The 22,270-nt window shown below is 57.4% G+C and carries 15 protein-coding genes; 9 read left to right on the top strand and 6 right to left on the bottom strand.

Annotated features, from left to right (window positions below; all coding sequences use genetic code 11):
• Window positions 1-168 precede the first annotated feature (168 nt).
• The 8 genes from tssF (at window position 169) to CBW22_RS20715 (ending at window position 9,931) form a co-directional block, all read left to right on the top strand.
• Entirely contained in the window at window positions 169-2,049 is a 1,881-nt protein-coding gene (tssF, locus tag CBW22_RS20750) for a type VI secretion system baseplate subunit TssF (protein WP_088517733.1), read from the top strand.
• The gene (tssG, locus tag CBW22_RS20745) at window positions 2,049-3,074 is read left to right on the top strand and encodes a type VI secretion system baseplate subunit TssG (RefSeq protein WP_088517732.1); all 1,026 of its coding nucleotides are present in this window, start codon (window positions 2,049-2,051) and stop codon (window positions 3,072-3,074) included. The genes tssF and tssG overlap by 1 nt, the downstream gene beginning before the upstream one ends.
• A 51-nt stretch (window positions 3,075-3,125) precedes the next feature.
• Window positions 3,126-4,223 (top strand): ImpA family type VI secretion system protein, encoded by a 1,098-nt coding sequence (locus CBW22_RS20740; protein ID WP_088517731.1) that lies wholly within the window; start codon window positions 3,126-3,128, stop codon window positions 4,221-4,223.
• A 2-nt stretch (window positions 4,224-4,225) separates the two neighbouring features.
• On the top strand, window positions 4,226-5,212 hold the full coding sequence (locus CBW22_RS20735; protein WP_088517730.1) for a fimbrial protein: 987 nt from the start codon (window positions 4,226-4,228) through the stop codon (window positions 5,210-5,212).
• Between the two features lie 17 nt (window positions 5,213-5,229).
• Complete coding sequence (locus tag CBW22_RS20730) at window positions 5,230-6,564, top strand: GlcNAc-transferase family protein (protein ID WP_088517729.1); 1,335 nt, start codon at window positions 5,230-5,232, stop codon at window positions 6,562-6,564.
• Window positions 6,558-8,777, top strand: a complete 2,220-nt coding sequence (locus tag CBW22_RS20725) for an OmpA family protein (RefSeq protein WP_088517728.1) — start codon at window positions 6,558-6,560, stop codon at window positions 8,775-8,777. The genes CBW22_RS20730 and CBW22_RS20725 overlap by 7 nt, the downstream gene beginning before the upstream one ends.
• Before the next feature lie 18 nt (window positions 8,778-8,795).
• Window positions 8,796-9,269 carry a DcrB-related protein gene (locus CBW22_RS20720; RefSeq protein WP_088517727.1) on the top strand — a complete coding sequence of 158 codons (474 nt, stop codon included), beginning with the start codon at window positions 8,796-8,798 and terminating at the stop codon, window positions 9,267-9,269.
• Window positions 9,270-9,331: 62 nt separating this feature from the next.
• Window positions 9,332-9,931: a helix-turn-helix transcriptional regulator gene (locus CBW22_RS20715; RefSeq protein ID WP_088517726.1), complete on the top strand. Its 600-nt coding sequence runs from the start codon at window positions 9,332-9,334 to the stop codon at window positions 9,929-9,931.
• Window positions 9,932-10,073: 142 nt separating this feature from the next.
• On the opposite strand, the gene phoH is transcribed toward CBW22_RS20715, so the two are convergent.
• The 5 genes from phoH to putP form a co-directional block, all read right to left on the bottom strand.
• Window positions 10,074-10,862, bottom strand: a complete 789-nt coding sequence (phoH, locus tag CBW22_RS20710) for a phosphate starvation-inducible protein PhoH (RefSeq protein ID WP_058757427.1) — start codon at window positions 10,860-10,862, stop codon at window positions 10,074-10,076.
• Window positions 10,863-11,436: 574 nt separating this feature from the next.
• Entirely contained in the window at window positions 11,437-12,717 is a 1,281-nt protein-coding gene (gene efeB, locus CBW22_RS20700; RefSeq protein WP_088517725.1) for an iron uptake transporter deferrochelatase/peroxidase subunit, read from the bottom strand.
• A gap of 2 nt (window positions 12,718-12,719) precedes the next feature.
• Window positions 12,720-13,838, bottom strand: coding sequence for an iron uptake system protein EfeO (gene efeO, locus CBW22_RS20695; RefSeq protein WP_088517724.1), 1,119 nt, complete (start codon window positions 13,836-13,838; stop codon window positions 12,720-12,722).
• Window positions 13,839-13,889: 51 nt separating this feature from the next.
• Complete coding sequence (gene efeU, locus CBW22_RS20690) at window positions 13,890-14,723, bottom strand: iron uptake transporter permease EfeU (protein ID WP_021509909.1); 834 nt, start codon at window positions 14,721-14,723, stop codon at window positions 13,890-13,892.
• Window positions 14,724-14,979: 256 nt separating this feature from the next.
• On the bottom strand, window positions 14,980-16,464 hold the full coding sequence (gene putP, locus CBW22_RS20685) for a sodium/proline symporter PutP (protein ID WP_088517723.1): 1,485 nt from the start codon (window positions 16,462-16,464) through the stop codon (window positions 14,980-14,982).
• Window positions 16,465-16,910: 446 nt separating this feature from the next.
• Between putP and putA the strand changes: the two genes are divergently transcribed.
• Complete coding sequence (putA, locus tag CBW22_RS20680) at window positions 16,911-20,855, top strand: trifunctional transcriptional regulator/proline dehydrogenase/L-glutamate gamma-semialdehyde dehydrogenase (protein WP_088517722.1); 3,945 nt, start codon at window positions 16,911-16,913, stop codon at window positions 20,853-20,855.
• A gap of 155 nt (window positions 20,856-21,010) precedes the next feature.
• Here putA and CBW22_RS20675 read toward each other — a convergent pair whose 3' ends face one another.
• On the bottom strand, window positions 21,011-22,093 hold the full coding sequence (locus CBW22_RS20675) for an acyltransferase family protein (protein ID WP_058774543.1): 1,083 nt from the start codon (window positions 22,091-22,093) through the stop codon (window positions 21,011-21,013).
• Window positions 22,094-22,270: the final 177 nt, after the last annotated feature.

Genomic DNA, 22,270 nt, shown 5'->3' with positions numbered 1-22,270 from the left:
TTAACCCTTTCAAATAAAATAAAACCTTTAAGATGTACTGAGCAGAAAACTTAATATTGATCTCATTTAGCCCCAGACAAAAAGTTTTATTTCCATTTAACTTTCAAAAAAAATAAGCATCACTGAATAGCGGGCATCAGAAAACAGACAACAAAGCAGAGAACGCTCATGGACACTAACTTTCTTGATTATTACAACAAAGAACTGACGTTCATGCGTGAAATGTCACGTAATTTTGCTGCCCAGCATCCCAAAATTGCGAAACGGCTCGGTATGCATGGTATTGAAGTCGCCGACCCGTTTGTTGAACGGTTGATTGAAGCATTCTGCTTTATGTCCGCCCGTACGCAGGTCAAACTGGATGCTGAATTTCCGCTGTTTACCCGCCGGTTACTGGACATTATCTACCCCAACTACACCGCCCCCACTCCTTCAATGGGTGTGATTCAGTTGCAGCCGAGCCTGAAAGAGGGCGATCTGACGCGGGGCTATTGTGTCCCGCGCAACAGCGCCTTTCTTACGCCTATCGCCCCTGGCGAAGTGACGCGTTGTGAATTTCGCAGCGGCCAGGACGTGCAACTGTGGCCATTTACCGTGGCCGAAGCGCGTCTGACCAGTTTGCCGCCGGATATGCCCTCTCTGGAACGACATCGCATTCCGGCGCATTGCCTGAAAGAAGCCTTGCGCATTAAATTAAAGCTGCCCGCCGGCATTACCTTCTCACAGCTGGCAGCACTTGACCGCTTACCTTTCTACATTGACGGTGATGAGCGCATCGTCTCGCATATTTTTGAAATGCTGCATGGCAGCCATGTGGCCACGATCATCCGGGGTGCGCATGATGGTCAGGTGGTTGACACGGTGATCAGTAAAGAGGCGCTAAGCTTTGATAGCCTGTCGCCCGAACAGAGTTTACTGCCGGTTTCGTGGAATATTTTTCATGGTCACAATCTGGTACACGAGTACTTCTCGTGTCGTCAGCGCTTTTACTTTTTCACCGTGACCCAACTCGCCAGCGCCGTAAGGCAGAACAACGCGGACGAAATGGAGATCATCATACTGCTCGACCGGCAGTCACAGGCGCTGGCCAGTCACGTCACCGCCTCACGCTTCCTGCTACATTGCACCCCGGTGATCAATTTGCTGCCGCGGCGCATGGACAAGCTGGAGATCAACCGCAAGCTGAATGAGTTCCACGTCCTGCCGGACCGCAGCAGGCCGCTGGATTTCGAAATTTATGCTATTGAAAAAGTGTTTGGACAAAAAGCGGAAAGCAGCCAGGAAGTGAACTTCCATCCTCTTTTCCAGACGCGCCATAGCGACAAAGGCAACTATGGCCGCTACTTCTCTACCGTCAGAAAAAATCACGCCGGCAAACCTAATACACGTAAATACGACACGCGGACTGCCTATGCCGGTACCGAGGTTTTTTTATCGCTGGTTGACCAGCAGAACGCCCCTTACAGCGATGACATCCGCTATCTGTCGATTGAGGCGCTGGTGACCAACCGCGACCTGCCGCGCCTGATCAGCGTCGATGGCAGCTTTTCGCTGACCACCACGGATTCCGCGCCGGTTAGCGGTGCCCGCTTTCTGTTTCAGCCCAGCGCGCCTCGCGCGCCTTTTGCTCAGGGCGAATCAGCCTGGCGATTGATTCGCCAGCTCAGTTACAACTATCTGCCGTTGTCTGATATGCCGCACAGTGAAGGCGGTGAGGCGCTACGCAATATACTGCGCCTGTTTGTTAATAACGCCGACCACGAAGCCAATACCCAGATAGACGCGCTGGTAGGCTGTAAAAGCGAGCCGGTGATTCGCCGTTTACCGGGCAATGGCCTGCTGGTTTACGGCCGCGGTATCCGCTGTTCGCTAACGCTGGATGAAGAAGGATTTTCCGGCATCAGCCCCTATTTGTTCGGCATGATTATGGAGAACTATCTGGCGCGACACGCAGCGATTAATGTCTTTACCGAGACCGAATTGCTGACCATGCAGCGCGGGCGCATAGGCTGGTGGCAACCCCGACATGGACGCAGAGGCGTGTTGTGATGGCTCATCGACCGGCAAACGCCCCTGTACATGGACTTGATAACTGGTTTGATGAAGCTACCCCCTGGGACAGCGGCTTTATCAGCCTGATGCGCATGCTGGCGGCGCGCTCGCCTGAGCAACCCGAACCCGGCACCGCCGCGCTACCCGCCAGTGAGAATTTCACCCTTGGCCAGACGCCGTCTATGGGTTTTGCCCCGCGCGAAATTGAACACGTCAGCCAGCAAAAAGGCAAAACGCATATTCAGCTGTTCGGTCTGGGTGTGTGGGGTCCACAGGGCGCAATGCCGTTGCATCAAACCGAGCTCGCCTACAGCCGTAATGAGCAGCACGATCTGGCGCTAACGCATTTTGTCGATCTTTTTCATCACCGCGCGTTAGCAAAGTTTTATCGTGCCTGGGCCCTTTCGCAGGACACAGCATCACTGGATCGTCCGCAGGAAGAACGCTTTTCCTTTTATACCGGTAGCCTGATGGGGATTGACCCGCAGGAACTCGCGGAGAGTGTCCTGCCCCGTCACCCTCGCCTCTCTGCCGTCTCTCATTTGGTTCGTGAAGCGCGTAATCCCGAAGGCTTGCTTGGTGCGCTGCATTACTACTTTGCGCTGCCGGTGAAAATGCGCGAGTACGTCGCGCAATGGCTCACCCTGCAAACAGACGATCAGACGCAACTCGGTATCGGCAACGAGTCTGCGCTGCTGGGTGACGGTGCCATCCTCGGGAATACCGTTCTGGACCGGCAGCACAAATTCCAGCTGATTTTCGGTCCGTTAACCCTGCAGCAATATGTGCGTTTCAGCCCATGGGGAGAGGATCTGCCGGTGCTGTGTGAATGGGTTCGTCAGTTTGTTGGGTTTGAGTACGCCTGGGAAGTGAGCCTGGTGCTGGCAGCCAGTGAGGTACCTTGTGCAGCCCTCGGGGAAACCCATCAGCTGGGTTATACCAGCTGGCTGGAGCGTGATGATCAGGATACACCGCTGGCGGGCATGAGTTTTGAACCGGAGACACACCACAATGCTTACTGACGCGCTGGCTACCCGATTCCTCCTTCTACACCCGCTAACTAAGGAAAGCCTGTGAGTGATTATGAGACCCCGGCGTGCCCGGTGTGGTATCAGCCATTACTGAAGCCGGTGCACGACGATTTACCCTGCGGTACCAGCCTGGAAGATGATGCTGCGTTTCTTCTGCTTGAAAGTCGCTTAGCGCCCAGGATGGGGGCGGAATATGGCAGCTTCGTGGAAGCCGTCGATCCGATCAACTGGGCAGAAATTGAACGTGAAGTCAAAACGCTGTTAACCCGCAGCCTGGATTTACGCCTGCTGATCATCCTGATCCGTTGTCGGTTGCGCCGTATCGGCGTGGCGGCGCTGGATGAAGGATTGTGCGCGCTCATCTGGGCATTACAACAGTGGCCCGGGCAGATCCATCCGCAGTGCTATGAGGAGGGGATATTTGAACCGATTATGCGCGCTAACGCGCTGGCCGAGCTGGGTTCACACGAGGGTATTCTGGCTGATTTGCGCCAGCAGCCATTGCCGAAAGTGGCCGGTTTACAGCTCAGCGTGCGGGATGTGGAACGCGCAAAGCTCACGCCGCATGCTGAACAGGCGCTGGATGAGAACGCATTAGCACTGGCGATGCTGGGCTGGCAGGAGCAGCAGTCGGACGCCATCATTTCACTGCGCAACGCAGAGGTTCATCTTGTGCAATTACAGGGGCTGTTAACCGCGACGCTGCGGGAAGATGCGCCCGCTTTTGACGATTTGCTAAAGCTGCTGGCGCTGTTCCGCAGCGCAGATACCAGCACGACGCCGGTCACGCCTGCCGTCGCATCCCCTGAGCAGGCGCAGGAAGTCGCTGCTGAATACCTGCCGGAGGTGAATACGGAGGACGAGGAGCCTGAGCCGGCACCTGCCACGCATAGCGGGGCGAACGTGGCTGCCCCGCCAGCGAGCATCCCGGTTCCCCCGGTGCGCGGCATTCAGGACCGTACCGATGCATTGCTGCGCCTGCGGGAAATCCAGCAGTGGTTTTTACGCAACGAACCCAGCAGTCCGGTCGGTGACATGCTGGCCATCACCGAACAGATGGTGGGTAAGCGTTTTGCGGAACTGCTGCAAATTTTGCCGCAGGAATTGATCGCCCGACTGAGCCAGGGACAGGAGAGCTGAGGATGACATTACGCAATAGCATCATACTGCTGGCAGCTACGCTGCTGAGCCAGCCGGCAATGGCGGCCTGCCAGTGGGATCCCGATCCGGCATTTGGCGGTGAAAAACCCACCACCCTCACGATCAGCGGCACCACCCTGTATGTGGATGCCAATGCGCCGGTCGACGATATTATTCAAACACTCAATTCCAGCATGCAGGCGCGCCAAATCAGCTACATCAATTGTGTTCCCGGCGAGAACTACGGCAAAACAGCGCTGCCGCCCTTACAGCCAACCGGCATGGCACGCTCTTTCACCACCAATATTGCAGGGCTGAGCGTAAGGCCAGCCTGGACCAACGCCACCGGGGCCTTCGGTTACTATCCTTCTTTTCAGACGATGCCAGAGAAGCGTTTCAATTATCCGGTCAACTCCTATTTCAGGCTGGAATTCATCAAAACCGCACCGCGGCTGAAGCTGAAAGATCCCAAAGGCGACATTGCGCTGAATGCCGGCGTCATCCTGCGAAACTGGATCACGGTCGATACGCCTTCCACTTATGCCCAGTTACTGCAGATTGGTGATATCCGTATCGTCAGCATTCCCAGCTGCAGTCTGGATGGCCCGCGTACGGTGGATTTTAATGACGTCAGTGCCAGCGATCTGCGGCGCGGCGTGGTTCGCGACCTGAACTTCAGCCTGACATGCGCAACCGACTATGGCTCGTACAGCGCGACCGCGTCTTTGTCTGCGGCGTCGCCTAACAGCGATGGCACCATACCGGCAGCCGACAGCGCCGGAAACAGCGACCGTATGAAAATCCAGGTCACTGACAGTAATGACGGCAGGATGCCGGCTGACGGCACGCTCGGTGAGACACGCGTCAACGTGGCCGACAGCGTACCGGTGAATTTCCGCTGGAAAGCCACGCTGCTGGAAGGCAACGGTACGCTCCCTGAGGATGGCAAGCTCACGGCCCGCGCCGAGATCCTGCTGGTGGTGAACTGAACTTCTATGCCGCTGATATGAAAACTCATCCGACTATTTTCGTTGCTATCGCCAGCTACCGGGACACGGAACTGGTTCCTACACTGCTCGATATGCTGGCTCAGGCGAATCGGCCCGAAAGGCTGCATATTGCGGTGTGCTGGCAGGATGACGGCGATGTCTCGCCTTTTACGGCGCACGGTTTTAGCTGTCAGCAGGCTGGCACCTGTGCTGGGCATGTGCGCTATCGACTGGGCAAAAAGGCCGCAACCATCGATCTCATCGCCGTTGATTATATGCAAAGTCAGGGAGCGTGCTGGGCCAGACATCTGAGCAATACCCTGTTCGCCGGGCAGGACTATCACCTGCAGATTGATTCACACAGCCGTTTCATTGCGCACTGGGATGATGAAATGATCACGATGCTGGAGAGTCTGCGCGCGCAGAGCGCCCGACCGGTGCTGAGCCATTATCCGCCGCCCTATACGCCAGGCCAGCAGGCCAGCGAGCGCAGCACTACGGTCAGCCGTCTTGTTTTTAGTCAGTTTAATGACAAGGGAATTGTTACGCTGAAATCAGCCGCCATGCAGGACGACAGTCCGTGCTACAGCGGCTATCTGGCTGCCGGTTTTATCTTTGCCGATGGCCATTTTGTGGAAAACGTTCCTTACGATCCGCAACTGTTCTTTAGTGGTGAAGAGATTTCACTGGCGGCAAGGGCCTATACCCATGGCTATGACCTGTATACCCCCGGCAAAGTAGTGCTGTGGCACTACTACGGCAGAAATGAAGCACCCAAATTCTGGGGCGATCATACCACTGAAGCCAAAGAGCGTAGCCTGATTACTGCAGCGTGGTGGGAGCGCGACGCCACCTCCTGCCAGCGCATCCGCTGTTTACTGGGCATCAGCCAGCAACCGCTCGATCTCGGCCAATGGGGGCTGGGTCAGCAACGCACTTTGCAGCAGTATGAGCAGCGCATCGGCATCAACTTTCAGCAACAGCGCCTTCATCCGCCGATCAGCGACGCAGCTGACCCGAGCGTGGCCGACCCGCTGCCAGACGCGGCGGCCGCACAGCAGCAGAACGGTAGCCAGCAACGCCAGATGAAGCTGCCACGGGCCGATGTCGATCGGCTGCGTGAAGAGGTGCTCTGGTGGCAACTCAGCGTACATCGGGCTAACAACTCGCCGCTGATGCAGCAGCAGTTCTCCCCCGCAGAGATTGCAATACTGCCAAAGAGCGATGAGGGCGAGGCGTTTGCGCTCACGGTGGTGTTGAACGCAGATTCGGCAATCCATGCACACTGCATCCGCTTGTGTCCTTACATAGACGGTATCGGCTGGGGCGAAATTCGGGAGCAGATATGGTAAACACCCATCCCGCACTAACCGAACTGATTGTCAGCTGCACGCTGCTCAGGATGCGCGGCATCATTCCTTCGCTGCTGGATCTTGAGCAGCAGTTGCGGCAAACCATCACCGGTTACAGTCGTTATCTGACCACGAAAGATTACCCTGCGGCGGAGGTGGACGCCTTACAGCGCCTGATGTGCCGGGTGATTGATCAGGCGGCAACCGGTTGTCTCGCCGCGCAGGGACTGAGCTGGAGCAACTATCAGCTGGCACCCGGTTTTTATGGGCACTATGACCCGGATATTTACCGCCACGCCCACAGCCAGCTGTTACTGAGTTCCGCCCACGAAGAGATCACGGCCGCCGCGCTGACGCTTTACACCCTGTCACCGCAGCCCTTACCAGGCAGCGAGCGGCTGCCCGTCCGCTCTCACGTTACCCGGGTTTTAGCAGAGCAGCAGGAAGCGGACGTGACTGATGAAACCGCACCGGTTGTGGCGGCTGTCACTGGTCCGGTCTGGCGCTGGAAAAGGCTGGCACTGCAACTGGTTTTATCCGGTTTACTGCTGGGGCTACTCTGGTTTGGATGCCGCATGCTGCAAAACGGGAGCCTGCAAATGGGCGTTCAGAAACGCAATCTGCTGTTGCTCGCCAGCGCGCTCATTATCATTTCTGCCCTGGCATGGCTCACGTCCGACCCGCTCACTGCTAACCTGCTGCTGGCCGGATTCGTCATCCTGGCCATCGCGCTGATCGTCCAGCAAGTGCGCTGGGAAACGCGCGCATTGCCTCAGCCACCGCAAACAGCGCCACCTGAGTCCGATAGCCCGGCACCGGTGGTTCTGATCCTCGGGCCCTATGCAAAAAAATGGTTCACTGAAACCAATTATACCGACAGCGCGCGCTTCAGCAGCAATGCCGCCTGGCTACTGATTACCACGCCTGATGAGCTGAACCGTCGTCTCGACTATTTTCAGCACCATGCGCCCGCTACCGACGTCGTGACGTTTTTCCCTTTTCTGCCTGACGGCCACGACAGCGTGGAGCTCATCAATGACCAGCTGATGCGCTGGACGCGGGATTTTGCCGGCGTGATGGCGGCAACCCAACTGCCCTGCTTTGTCGCGATATACGCGCAGTTAAGCAGCGAATTACGTAAGCATTCGCCAACCAATACCCGCTGGTGCGGCGAGCTGGAGGTAAACCGGCGCGAGACGCGTACGCTGGCTGGCGAGTGGGCGCGCGTCAGACACCAGCTGATGAGGCAGGATGATGCCAGCGCCAGTGATCGCCAGCGCGCCGCACTGGGCAGCGAATTACTGGACTGGATGGAGCAGCAGCAGATTGTTACTACGCTGCAGCACATTATGACGCACTCTCCGCTGCAGCTCAGTGGTGTGCTGCTCTGTGACTATGGCTCTGGCTTTACCCGCCATGGCGCATGGTCATTCTGGCTTGAAGAGCGCTACGGCATCCTGCCGCCGCTGTGCAGCCGGGTGTCGATGTTGCCCTTGCCCGTCGTGCGGCAGCGCCGTTCCGTCAGCGCGCCGCTCCCCGCGCCGCTACCGCGCTATGGCCAGCAACCCGCCTGGCTGTGGAGTCTCGGTCTTGTCACGCTGCTGCTGGCAGCGCAAATCAGCGTCGCTGGCTGGCGTGGCGACCAGCAGCAGCGGATCTACGCCCGCACTATCGCCTCGTTGCAGGTACCGGATCAACTCTCGGTGGCGTCGCTGCAGCAGAATCTCGTTACGCTACAGCAGCTGCGTACGCAGCAGGCGGCGTGTGGCGCGCAGCGGTCAATGCTGAGCTGGGGACTGAACCCGTGTCACGCCCTTGCCCAACAGGTTGAACGACAGATTAACCGGTTGCAGGCGGTCAACGTGATGACGACAGCCGCTACCGTGCCGTTGTTTGAGCCCGGGAAGGCACGCATTTCCCCGCAGGCGCTTTCTCATCTTGACGCGATAGCGCAACAGATCGCGCGGTTACCGCACACCCAGCTTTTAATTATCGGACACGCTGACAGCACCGGCGATGACACCCTGAATGCTTCCCTTTCGCTGGAGCGCGCCACTGCCGTGCGTAACTGGCTGGTAAATAAACATATTGACGCTGCACGCATCCGGGTGCGTGGCGCTGGGGCAGCAGAGCCTGTCACCAGCAATACGACAGCCACCGGTCGTCAGGCAAATCGACGCGTTGAAATTCTGCTGTTCCCCACCACCCCGTAACTATGGAGCCCGTTTGTTATGAGTCACAAAAGTATTATGTATCCAATTACGGAAGGCGTATTCATGACGACGCCGCCCGTTCTGGACCGTTCTATTCAGATTCTGATGTTCCGCGATCCGGATGATAAAGAGTACCGCATTGTCATTACGCGCGCGGCGCTGGCGGAAGAGCAAACGCAAGAGCAGTGGGTTGAAAAGGAGATGGAAAACCTGCGTTTTCGCCTGCCGGGCTTTCAGACGGAAGGGAAAGTGTTAAAACACCAGATTGGCCCGGCTAAGCTTGATGTCATTCAGGTGGCAAACCGTTATCTGGATGAGGGGGAAGTGGTCCGTCAGGTTCAGTCAGTGATCAAATTACCGCAGCATCATCGCTATAACCCCGTCGGCCGTGACGTGCTGGTTTTTACGCTGCAAACCAATATTGATGAGTTTACCGATTATCAGCGTAAACATTATGTGCAGATTATAAACAGCTATTCGCCGGCCCTGTAATACGGCCAGAAGCGATATCGAAAATGATTTGAAGGAATCGTCATTATACAAGGAGCTGTATTATGTTAGCCGTCGCCGTTGAGTCAAATAATGTCTATTATCGTCTCGGTCTTATCCATCTGATTGAACAAATCAGCCAGGTTAAGCCGCTCGATGATTATCAGATTCTGCCACAGCACGTTCCGCGGCTGAGCGAAACGGCGAACATCATTTTCACTGAAAACGCGGCGATCATTAATAGCGGCCTGCACAATAACAGCAGCGGCAAGTCGCCGGGAAAAGCTGAGCACGGCGCGGCCTTCCACCTTACCTTTAACGCGGCAGGTTTGTTCATTGAAGATGCCTGTAATTTTATCAGTCGCATTTTTACCGCTGCCGGTTTAATCCTGGCGGGCATGGATCAACGTGAATTCTACCGCTCGCTAAAAGTACGTAAAAATGCCCAACTGTCTGATGCGGAGAAACGGCTGGTGATGCTGAGCGGGTACGGGCACGATATTGTTAATATCTCCCGCATCATGCACTGCTCACCCAACAGTTCCTATACTTACCGCCGCAACGCGATGAAAAAACTGGGCATGGATAATCGGCTGCAGTTTTATAAATATGTGCAGGTGCTGGCGCGGTTTAAACAGCACAATAATATTTTCATTTGCCTGTAGGGGCCAGATATCTGTAACTGATGACGGCCCGCGCCGCCCTGAACCGATGCAGCGCGCGGTGTTGACCGTCTGATTGCTGACCGGCACAAAAAACCCGGCTTGCGCCGGGTTTGCTTTGATTCTCACTCATTGTCGCGATTGATTAACTGTAAGCATGCAGCGTGCGCTGGCACAGTGCCGAGCGAACGCAGTCGTCTTTACCGAAACGCACCACGCCAATCATCTCATCCTCTTCGAAGCGCGCCAGCGCATCGGCAAGGCCAGATTTGACGCTGGCGGGCAGGTCGCACTGGGTGATATCCCCGTTGACAATCACGGTGACGTTTTCGCCCAGGCGGGTCAGGAACATCTTCATCTGCGCAGCGGTGACGTTTTGCGCCTCATCCAGAATCACCACCGCATTCTCAAAGGTACGTCCGCGCATATAAGCGAAGGGCGCAATCTCTACCTTGGCGATTTCGGGTCGCAGGCAGTACTGCATAAAGGAAGCGCCGAGACGTTTAACCAGAACGTCGTAAACCGGTCGGAAATAGGGGGCAAATTTCTCGGAGATGTCTCCTGGCAGGAAACCGAGATCTTCATCCGCCTGTAAAACCGGGCGCGTCACAATGATCCTTTCGATGTCCTTATTGATCAGGGCCTCGGCTGCTTTCGCAGCGCTGATCCAGGTTTTACCGCAGCCGGCTTCACCGGTCGCGAATATCAGCTGTTTCGTTTCTATGGCGTTAAGATAGTGCGCCTGAGCATCGTTTCTGGCCTCAATTGGTGACCGGTCACGCACATCGCGCGCCATGCCAATTGCATCCAGCCCACCCATCTGCACCAGCGAAGTGACCGATTCTTCTTCACGCTGACGATGACTGCGAGAGTCACTGCGAAGCACTCGGCGGGCTTCACGACGCGCTTTGATCACTGCTTTCTGTCTTCCCATAGTGGCACCTTACAGTTGGTTTCATTTATCGCGGCGGATCACCCGCGGCGATGATTTGAACGCTTTAGAGGTTTTGTTGGCTTCCTTGTAAGCCGTATCGAGCCAGTGAGAAAAGTGTGCAACAACGCCGAAACGCTGCCGCGCACCGGTAAACATCGGAAAAGAATTCGAAGGCGATAAAAGAAAGGTGAAGAGGATTCTCACGCGGAAGGCAATCCCCCGCAGCGTACTGCGCTAGCTGAAGTGTATTTAACTGTCCGTATAAGGACCGGGCCATGCGCGAACTCCAGTGGACTTAGCCACACAACTGACGACGCTATGACTAAAGTTCATCATATTTCCGCCGATTTGCAACACTATTTTTACTTTACGGCAAAGAAAACCCGCGTGGCGCTGCCTTAGTCCGGTGCGCTTAAATTAAATTAATAATAATATTCAGTAAGATAGGTAATTCAGCACTTAACAAACTGTTTCAGAAAATTCGGACGTCACAGCGAGACAGGAGAAATTTAAGGCGGGCTTAACAGCAGCGCCTGGCACCGCGAACGGCGGACAAGCGCTGTACATTAATTAATCAGGCTTCGAGCAACGGCTGCCCCAGATAATGATTTTTGTCCGCCACGCCGGGCAAAACAAAAAAGTATCCGCCGCCGATGGGACGAATATATTCTTCCAGCGCTTCGCCGTTCAGCCGTTTCTGCACGGTAATAAAGCCTTTGCTTAAATCGTGCTGATAACAGATGAACAGCAGCCCCATATCCAGCTGCCCTGCCCCGGTAATCCCCGAGGAATAGCTGTAGCCGCGCCGCAGCATCAGGCTGCTGTCGGTTTGCGGCGTGCGCGGATTGGCGAGCCGGATATGCGCATCCAGCGCGATAATCTCGCCGTCCGGATCGCGGGCGTAATCCGGCACGTCATGCTCGTGCTGCATCCCCAGCGGCGCGCCGGACAACTTCTCACGACCAAAAATGGTTTGCTGCTCGCCCAGCGGCGTGCGGTCCCACATTTCAACGTGAAAACGGATGATGCGCACCGCCTGATAGCTGCCGCCGTGCGTCCACGCCGGTTCCTGCTGTTCCGGTGTCACCCACAGCAGCTGGTCCATTAACTGCGCATTATGGGTATCCGGATTGGCGGTGCCATCTTTGAAACCCAGCAGGTTAATCGGCGTTTCGCGCCCTTTGCTGCGTGCAGCGTGATCGGCGATAAAGCCGTCGCGCCGCCAGCGCACCGCCAGCAGATCCGGCGTGTGCTTGATGATATCGCGCAGCGCGTGAATCACCGTATCCTGGGTATTGGCGCAGATCTGAATCAGCAGGTCGCCATGACACTGCGCGGCGTCGAGCGAATCGTTGGGAAAGCGTGTCATCGTCTGCAGCTGGCTGGGCTTATGCGCGGCCAGCCCGAAGCGCTCGTCGAACAGTGAATGCCCCACCGACAGCGTCAGGGTCAGGTTATCGGGCGCAATGTCCGCACCGAGGATGCCGGAGTCGAGCGGCGGCAGCTGCGGATTGGGCACCGCCGGCGCCGGTCCGCCGTGGGTGAGAAAGGCAAAGCGCTGCGTCAGCAGCCGCAGCAGGCGTTCCAGTTCGGCTTTATCACCGGCCAGCACATCAAACGCCACCAGCATCATAGATGCCTGCTGCGGCGTCAGGATGCCGGCCTGATGAGCGCCGTAAAACGGTTGCGCCTGCTGGCGCGCGTCAGGTGCAACCGTGCCGGGTGAGAAACTCTCTGCCGCGCTGGCGGCATGGAACGGACAGCCGCCGCCCAGTGCCGCCGCGCCACCCAGCATGCCCAATCCCTGTAACAGACGACGACGCGACGGTTGCGCCGCGTCATTTTTTTTACTCATGATTAATCAAGACCTAAAGTGCCGCGCAGCAGGGAGAGATCTTCCGCCAGCGTGGTGATGGGCCCTTTCAGCGCATTACGGTCGCTGGTGGTCAGCTTTTCATAGGAGGCAAAACCGTCTTTGGTGCGGTATTTGCTGAGAATGCCATCCACCTTCTTAAAGTTCGCGTCCACTTTCGCCAGCAGCTGCGGATTGGCTTTTTGCAGCAGAGGACGCAGCAGATCAACGATTTTCTGTGCGCCGTCGATGTTGGCCTGAAAATCGGACAGATCGGTACGGCTGTAGCGATCTTCCTCACCGGAGATTTTGCTGGACGCCACCTCTTCAATCAGGCCTGCCGCACCACCGACCACTTTCGCCGGCGGGAAGGCCAGCTCGCTGACGCGGGTTTGCAGATCCTGCACATCCTTATACAGCTGGTCAGCGAACGCGTCCGCGCCTTTGGTAGTGTTGTCGGCGAACAGCAGTTTTTCCAGCCGGTGGAAGCCGGTAAATTTCGGATCTTCCGCTTTTTTCTCGAAGTCATCTTCACGCGCGTCAATGCTGCCGTCGAGGTCAGAGAACAGTTCGGCAATCGGCTCGATGCGCTCGTAGTGCACGCGCGTCGGCGCATACAGCGCTTTGGCTTTTTCCACGTCACCGGCTTTTACCGCGTCGGTAAAGGCTTTGGTGCCGGCCACCAGCGCGCTCACCTCGCCCATCACGTAGACTTTATAATCAGCAATCGGCCCGACCAGCTGCAGCACGTCTGGCTTGCCGTTGCTGGCGGTTTGGCTGTCACCGCTGACCACCAGCTTGCCTTTCGGATTGGTGAGCAGGCCGCAGGTCATGTCATATTCACCCGCTTCCAGGTTGGCGGTGAGCTTCTGGCTGAAGCCAGGCGCGATGTTTTCGCGCTCTTCCACCACCATCACGCCTTTGAGGATTTCCCACTCCAGCGCTTTCTGGCTGTTGTTTTTGATGATGAACTGGGTTTTACCGGACTGCACGTTGAGCGACATCGGCTCGCACTGCTTGTCAGTGACCGTCACCGTGACCTGCGGTACGGCAGCGGCAGAAGCGGCACCGGACAGCGCCAGCATGGAGAGCAACAGCGCCTTACGGCGGAAGCGAATCGTCATAGTCATATCCCTGTTACATGAAGGTACAGGCGCACGCGCGCCTGCGAAAAGTTAGCGCACCGACCGTGCAGCGCTGGGTGCCGGACGCGCCGGGAAGAAAAACAGCAGCAGCGCCGGGATCAGATAAATCAGCCATACCGCGACTTCGCTGACGCTCGGCGCTTCCTGATAACCCAGAATGCCTTCCAGCAGCGTGCCGAAGATCGAATGGGTCGAGAGCGTATTGCTGAAGTCAAACGCGGTGGCCTGGAAGTGGTTCCACAGTCCCGCCTCATGGAAGGCGCGGATCGCCCCCGCCGCCAGTCCGGCCGCCACCAGCAGGATGAACAGGCTGGTCCAGCGGAAGAAATGCGCCATGTTAAGACGCACGCCGCCGTAGTAAATCAGCATGCCCAGCACGATGGCGGTCGCCAGACCCAGCACCGCGCCAATCGGCGGCGCATAACCGACATCCTGGGTGAAGGCCGCCAGCAGAAAAAACACCGACTCCAGCCCTTCCCGCGCCACGGCGAGAAACACCATCAGCACCAGCGGCAACCCGCTGCCGCCCGGCTTCTGCAGCGCCTGATCGACCGATTTTTCCAGCGTGGCTTTGATATTGCGCGACACCTTGCGCATCCAGAACACCATCGAAGTGAGGATCACCACGGCAATTACCGCCACGATGCCCTCGAACAGTTCCTGCTGTTTCTGCGGGAACTCACCGGTGGTTTCGTTGATGAAAATACCCAGCGCGAGGCACAGCGCTGCTGCGATAAACACGCCGGCCCACATCGCGGGGAACCACTGGCTGCGCTGGGTGCGTTTGAGATAGCTGGCAATCAGGCTGACGATGAGCGCTGCCTCAAGACCTTCGCGCAGCATAATGAGAAAAGGGACGAACATCACCAACCTCTTGAATGTTAAGGAGGGTAAACCTTAGGTAAAAATACGTAAAGTGCGAACGATATCGATTATCATTATCGCGGATGAAAATACAAGTCACCGCGCGAAATTAATTTTGCTTTTGCGGGTCAGGGTGCGATGCGGGAAAGTCAGGGCGGAGTGACAGATTAGGCGATGAATCGCGCGCAGAGGAAGTGACACTAACAGTGCGGGGAGCACGGCACTCGCGCTCCCCGCTTTACTCAGGCCAATACCGTTATTTGGTGTTGTATTCCGCTTCGGCAGCAATAAAACGCTGCTGCGCTTCAGCCGACGGTTCGCGACCGGCCAGGCTCACCACGGCAATCGCGATGCTGGCGAACAGGAAGCCCGGGATGATTTCATACAGATTGAGCCAGGCGTACTGCTTCCAGATCAGCACCGTGGCGGCACCGATAATCATGCCGGCCAGCGCGCCGTTGCGCGTCATGCGCTGCCAGCACACGCCGAACAGCACCACCGGACCGAATGCGGCCCCGAAGCCTGCCCAGGCGTAGCTCACCAGGCCGAGCACGCGGTTCTCCGGGTTGGAAGCCAGCGCAATCGACACCAGCGCAATCACCAGCACCATCAAACGGCCAACCCACACCAGCTCTTTCTGGCTGGCATTTTTACGCAGGAAACCTTTATACAGGTCTTCGGTCAGCGCGCTCGAGCACACCAGCAGCTGACAGCTCAGGGTCGACATCACCGCCGCCAGAATAGCTGACAGCAGAATACCGGCGATCCACGGATTGAACAGAATACGAGCCAGCTCGATAAACACGCGCTCGCCGTTTTCGCTCACGCCCGCTGCCTGATCCGGATGGTTCTGGAAATAGGCGATGCCGAAGAAGCCCACCGCGACGGCGCCGGCCAGGCACAGGATCATCCAGGCCATGCCGATGCGGCGTGCGGTACGGATTGAACGGTGCGAGTCTGCGGCCATGAAGCGCGCCAGAATATGCGGCTGGCCGAAGTAGCCGAGACCCCAGCCGAGCAGTGAAATCACCGCCACGAAGTTGAGGCCCTTCAGCATATCGAGGTTTTCCAGGCTTTTCGCTTTAATCACGGCCAGCGAATCATCCAGGCCACCGACAGCGATAATCACAATCACCGGCGTCAGAATCAGGGCAAAAATCATCAGGCTGGCCTGTACGGTATCGGTCCAGCTCACCGCCAGGAAGCCACCCACCAGCGTATAAAGAATGGTTGCTGCCGCGCCAGCCCACAGCGCGGTTTCATAACTCATGCCGAAAGTGCTTTCAAACAGGCGCGCACCCGCCACGACGCCCGAGGCACAGTAAATGGTGAAGAAGATCAGGATGACCAGTGCCGAGATGACGCGCAAAATTTTGCTGTGGTCTTCGAAGCGGCTGGTGAAAAAGTCTGGCAGGGTTAAGGCGTTATTGTGATGCTCGGTCTGCACACGCAGGCGACCCGCAACAATTTTCCAGTTCAGCCACGCGCCAATCGTCAGGCCGATGGCAATCCAGCTCTCAGAGATCCCGGAGAGAAAAATCGCGCCCGGCAGTCCCATCAGCAGCCAGCCGCTCATGTCCGAGGCCCCGGCCGACAGCGCGGTTACCACGCTGCCCAGGCTGCGACCGCCCAGAATATAGTCGTCAAAGTTTTTGGTTGAGCGGTACGCGATAAAACCAATCAACACCATCCCGAGGATGTAAATGATAAATGTCACCAGCATCGGTGTACTTACTGTCATCTGTCTCTCCACTTATTATTTGATCTCTTAAGAGAAATCTTTTTTCCTGCGTTACCGGAACGGGATAACGTCAGGGCTTTACCGCATCCAGAGAAAGCGATTTCTCATAAGGCGCGGTATCCTGCCGCAAAGGTGCGACGCGCACAATGCATTTAACACAGCTGTTACCTGGGTTTCACCTGACTTTGCATTTTTCATGCTCACAGGTTGCGCCTGTTCACATTTTAAGTTGCACCAGATATCAGCCAGGATGCGTTTTGTTGCGGTGGGTTGCAACTCTGGCGAGATTCTTGCAGCAAGTTCTGTGCCGCTTTTGCTGTGTTAACAAAAAAGCCGGTTAAAAACGTGCAACCGAGGTCACATTTAACACGGTTGCACAAAGTTGCAACATGAGTGATAGTGCAGCCCACGCTGAAGTTGATTCACACTTTGAGGACGAGGAAATCATGGGAACCACCACCATGGGGGTGAAGCTGGATGAAGCCACCCGCGATCGCATTAAACTGGCGGCGCAAAAGATTGACCGCACGCCACACTGGCTGATCAAGCAGGCAATTTTTAACTATCTCGGCCAGCTGGAAGCGGGAGAAACGCTGGCGGAGATCCCGCTGCAGCTGAATGATGCCGCAGACGATGAGCGCGTGCCGGAAGAGAGTTTCCAGCCTTTCCTCGACTTCGCCGAACACATTTTGCCGCAGTCGGTCAGCCGCTCGGCCATCACCGCCGCGTGGCGTCGTCCGGAGACCGATGCGGTGCCGATGCTACTGGAGCAGGCGCGTCTCCCTGCCCCGCTGGCAGAGAAAACCCACCAGCTGGCATACAGTCTGGCGGACAAGCTACGGCACCAAAAAGGGGCAACCGGACGCGCCGGCATGGTGCAAAGCCTGCTGCAGGAGTTCTCGCTCTCATCGCAGGAAGGCGTGGCGCTGATGTGCCTGGCGGAAGCGCTACTGCGTATTCCTGACAAGCCCACCCGCGATGCGCTGATCCGCGATAAAATCAGCAACGGCAACTGGCAGTCCCATCTGGGCCGCAGCCCGTCGATGTTCGTCAACGCCGCCACCTGGGGCCTGCTGTTTACCGGTCGTCTGGTCTCCACGCACAATGAAGCTAACCTGTCTAAATCGCTGAACCGCATCATCGGCAAGAGCGGCGAACCGCTGATCCGCAAAGGCGTGGATATGGCGATGCGCCTGATGGGCGAACAGTTCGTCACCGGCGAAACCATCGCCGAGGCGCTGGCCAACGCGCGCAAGCTGGAAGAGAAAGGCTTCCGCTACTCGTATGACATGCTGGGCGAAGCGGCACTCACCGCCAGCGATGCCAAAGCCTATCTGATCTCCTATCAGCAGGCGATCCACGCTATTGGTAAAGCCTCCAACGGGCGCGGCATTTATGAAGGTCCGGGCATTTCCATCAAGCTGTCGGCGCTGCATCCGCGCTACAGCCGCGCGCAGTATGAGCGGGTGATGGAAGAGCTTTATCCGATCCTGAAATCGCTGACGCTGCTGGCGCGCTCGTATGACATCGGCATCAACATCGATGCCGAAGAAGCCGATCGCCTGGAGCTGTCGCTCGATCTGCTGGAAAAACTCTGTTTTGAGCCGGAGCTGGAAGGCTGGAACGGCATCGGTTTCGTGATTCAGGCTTATCAGAAGCGCTGCCCGTTTGTGATTGATGCGCTGGTGGATCTGGCGCAGCGCAGCCGCCGTCGTCTGATGATCCGTCTGGTGAAAGGCGCTTACTGGGATAGCGAAATCAAACGCGCGCAGATGGAAGGCCTCGAAGGCTATCCGGTTTACACCCGCAAGGTGTACACCGACATCTCCTACCTCGCCTGTGCGCGTAAACTGCTGGCGGTGCCTAACCTGATTTATCCGCAGTTTGCCACCCACAACGCCCACACGCTGGCGGCGATCTACCAGCTGGCGGGCAACAACTACTATCCTGGCCAGTACGAGTTCCAGTGCCTGCACGGCATGGGCGAACCGCTGTACGAGCAGGTGGTGGGCAAAGTGGCCGATGGCAAGCTGAACCGGCCGTGCCGGATTTATGCGCCGGTCGGTACCCACGAAACGCTGCTGGCCTACCTGGTGCGTCGCCTGCTGGAAAACGGCGCCAATACCTCGTTCGTCAACCGCATCGCTGACAACACACTGCCAATTGACGAGCTGGTGGCCGATCCGGTGGCTGCAGTGGAAAAAATGGGGGTCGCAGAAGGCGCCATTGGCCTGCCGCATCCGAAGATTCCGCTGCCGCGCGATCTGTATGGCGACAAGCGTGTTAACTCTGCCGGTCTGGATCTGGCCAACGAACACCGCCTGGCGTCACTCTCCAGCGCCCTGCTCTCCAGCGCCAGCCAGCCGTGGCAGGCTCAGCCGATCATTGATGGCGAGCTGGGCACCGGCAGCAGCCGCGCGGTGATCAACCCGGCCACGCCGGCGGATATCGTCGGCAGCGTGCGGGAAGCCACTCCTGAAGAAGTCTCCTGTGCGCTGGATGCCGCGGTGAATGCCGGACCGATCTGGTTCGCCACGCCGCCGCAGGAGCGCGCCGCGATCCTCGAACGTGCCGCTCAGACAATGGAAGACCAGATGCAGCAGCTGATTGGTTTGCTGGTGCGTGAGGCGGGTAAAACCTACAACAACGCCATTGCCGAAGTGCGCGAAGCGGTGGACTTCCTCTATTACTACGCCGGCATGGTGCGTGACGATTTCGATAACGAAACCCATCGCCCGCTCGGTCCGGTAGTGTGCATCAGCCCGTGGAACTTCCCGCTGGCGATCTTCACCGGCCAGATTGCCGCCGCCCTGGCAGCGGGCAACAGCGTGCTGGCGAAACCCGCCGAGCAGACGCCGCTGATTGCCGCGCAGGCGGTGCAGATCATGCTGGATGCCGGCGTACCGGCTGGCGTGCTGCAACTGCTGCCCGGTCAGGGCGAAACGGTGGGTGCGCAGCTGACCGGCGACGAGCGGGTGCGCGGCGTGATGTTCACCGGCTCAACCGCAGTCGCCACCCTGCTGCAGCGCAATCTGGCTGGCCGCCTCGATCCGCAGGGTCGCCCGACGCCGCTGATCGCCGAGACTGGCGGCATGAACGCCATGATCGTCGACTCTTCAGCGCTCACCGAACAGGTGGTGGTGGATATCGTGGCGTCCGCGTTTGACAGCGCCGGCCAGCGCTGCTCGGCGCTGCGTCTGCTGTGCATCCAGGACGATGTGGCTGACCACACGCTGAAGATGCTGCGTGGTGCCATGGCTGAATGCCGCATGGGCAATCCGGAGCGTCTGTCGACCGACGTCGGTCCGGTGATCGATGCTGAAGCCAAAGCCAACATCGAGCGTCATATCCAGGCGATGCGCAATAAAGGCTTTACCGTGTATCAGGCGGTGCAGGAGCATCCGCAGGACAGCAAAGAGTGGCACAGCGGCACCTTTATCAAACCGACGCTGATTGAGCTCGATCAGGTCAGCGATCTGGATAAAGAGGTGTTCGGTCCGGTGCTGCACGTGGTGCGCTTTGCGCGCAACAACCTGCCGCAGCTGATTGAGCAGATCAACGCCTCGGGCTATGGCCTGACGCTTGGCGTGCATACCCGAATCGATGAAACCATTGCGCAGGTGACGGCCGGGGCGAAAGTCGGCAACCTGTACGTTAACCGTAACATGGTGGGCGCGGTGGTCGGCGTGCAGCCGTTCGGCGGCGAAGGCCTGTCGGGCACCGGTCCGAAAGCCGGCGGTCCGCTCTATCTCTACCGCCTGCTGGCCCATCGTCCGGACGGTGCTCTGCGCATCACCTTTGATCGTCAGGATGCCGAACGGCCGGTGGACAGCAGCGTGCGCACCACGCTGCTGAGCGCGCATCAGGCATTGCAGTGCTGGGCACAGGATAAGCCGGAGCTGCTGGCGCTGTGTCAGCGTTACGATGCGCTGAGCCAGGCCGGGACCGTGCGACTGCTGCCAGGCCCGACCGGTGAGCGCAACACCTTTACACTGCTGCCGCGCGATCGGGTACTGTGTATCGCGGACAATCAGCAGGATGCGCTGATTCAGCTGGCGGCGGTCACCAGCGTCGGTAGCCAGGCACTGTGGCAGGATGACGAGCTGCATCGGACGCTGCGCCAGTCGCTGCCGGCCGCGGTGCAGGCGCGCATCACGCTGGCGAAAGATGTGCTGGCGGCGGAGTTTGATGCGGTGATCTATCACGGCGATGCCGATCAGCTGCGCAGCCTGTGCGAACAGATTGCCGCCCGCGAAGGCGCGATTGTGTCAGTGCAGGGCTTTGCCCGCGGCGAGACCAATCTGCTGCTGGAACGTCTGCTGATTGAGCGCTCGCTGAGCGTCAATACTGCGGCCGCTGGCGGCAACGCCAGCCTGATGACCATTGGTTAAGTAAAGCAGGATCGCCATGGATGGCGTAATGGAGATCGGTGAAGGACACCGCAAGTTACAATAAGGCCGTAGCGGCGCTATTCATTGTGCGATGAATCGCGCCGCTACGAAACGTGCCGTCGTTTTTGTATCAATTTAAAGCTTACCAGCGAGCATCACGCCACCGACTTACTGCGTTTCAAACCAATCAGCGTCGGGAACACAAACAGCGACTGCCCCAGCCCGCGGTTGGTCAGCGACCACACCGCTACCGAACATAGCGAACAGATGCCGACAATTGCCAGCGGATAGAAGCACGCCCACAGCAGCGCAAACCACGCCTGCTCAAACAGATGATGGCGCTGCGCAAACAGAATCGCTGACATGCCGAAGAACTCAATAAAAATGCGGTGGATAACGTAGATCTGTAGCGTGTTGCGGCCAATCCAGTTGAAGTAACGCATGCTGAAGTGCGCGTTGAGCCAGCGGCACGCCGCCACGCTCACCAGCACCGCGATGATGCACATGAACAGGCTCTTATCGAGGCCAAAAATCACGTGCAGACCGGACAGCGCCGCCAGCGCGGCCCACGGCAGAAGGTTCTCGCGGCGCAGCTGACTCAGGCGCAACATCAGCGGGCTCCAGAACGCGCCCAGCAGGAAGAACAGGAAATACTGCGCCACGCTCTGCGGTCCCCAGTAGGGAATGATCTTCTCCACCGCCAGATAATTCAGCACCACCGCCGCCACCAGCAGCGCCACTTTGTGCTGACGGAAGATTTTGGCGCACAGGAAGTAGATCGCCAGACCGTACAGGTACCACGAGGTGCTCATCGCCAGGAAGGTCAGCTTAAGGAACTCCAGCAGCGAACCGGCGTAAGCCGCGTTGAGGTTCTGCGAGATACGCTGGCCGGTGATTTCAGTCGAAATGCCGACAATCGACCACCACTGAATAAAGCCCCACAGCACATAGAGATAGAACAGATTGGTAATGCGGCTGGTAAATACTTGTTTCCACGGCCGGTTGAGAATGCCGTTGGTGGCAAGCAGGCCGGAGACGAAGAAAAAGGCGGGCATACGCAACGGTGATAACACCGTATTAAACTGCACCCATATTTCCGCCGGGATCCAGCCGGCGCTGAGATATTTAACCGTGCCTTCAAAGCCGGGTAATACGGTGTGATACAGCACCACCAGCAATATGCACACCCCTTTCAGGGTATTTACCCATGCAATATCTTCTTTCCTGGCGTTATTCATATTTTTGACTCCTGCTGCGGTGTAGGTCTTAAAGGAGAAGAATGAAGAAACAGGCAGTGAAGCCTTTATGGTTATTCAACGATTATTCAACAAGCAGCAGGGGCTGACTCTAGCGAAACTCCTAAAACTTTTTCGCTGGTCCTGATATAACAATACTTTACAGTACCAGAGATAAAT

Source organism: Pantoea sp. VS1 (assembly GCF_002207995.1).
Lineage (GTDB): Bacteria > Pseudomonadota > Gammaproteobacteria > Enterobacterales > Enterobacteriaceae > Pantoea > Pantoea dispersa.
Note: the sequence above shows the minus strand (reverse complement) of the source record. Positions and strands in the feature narration are given on the sequence as shown.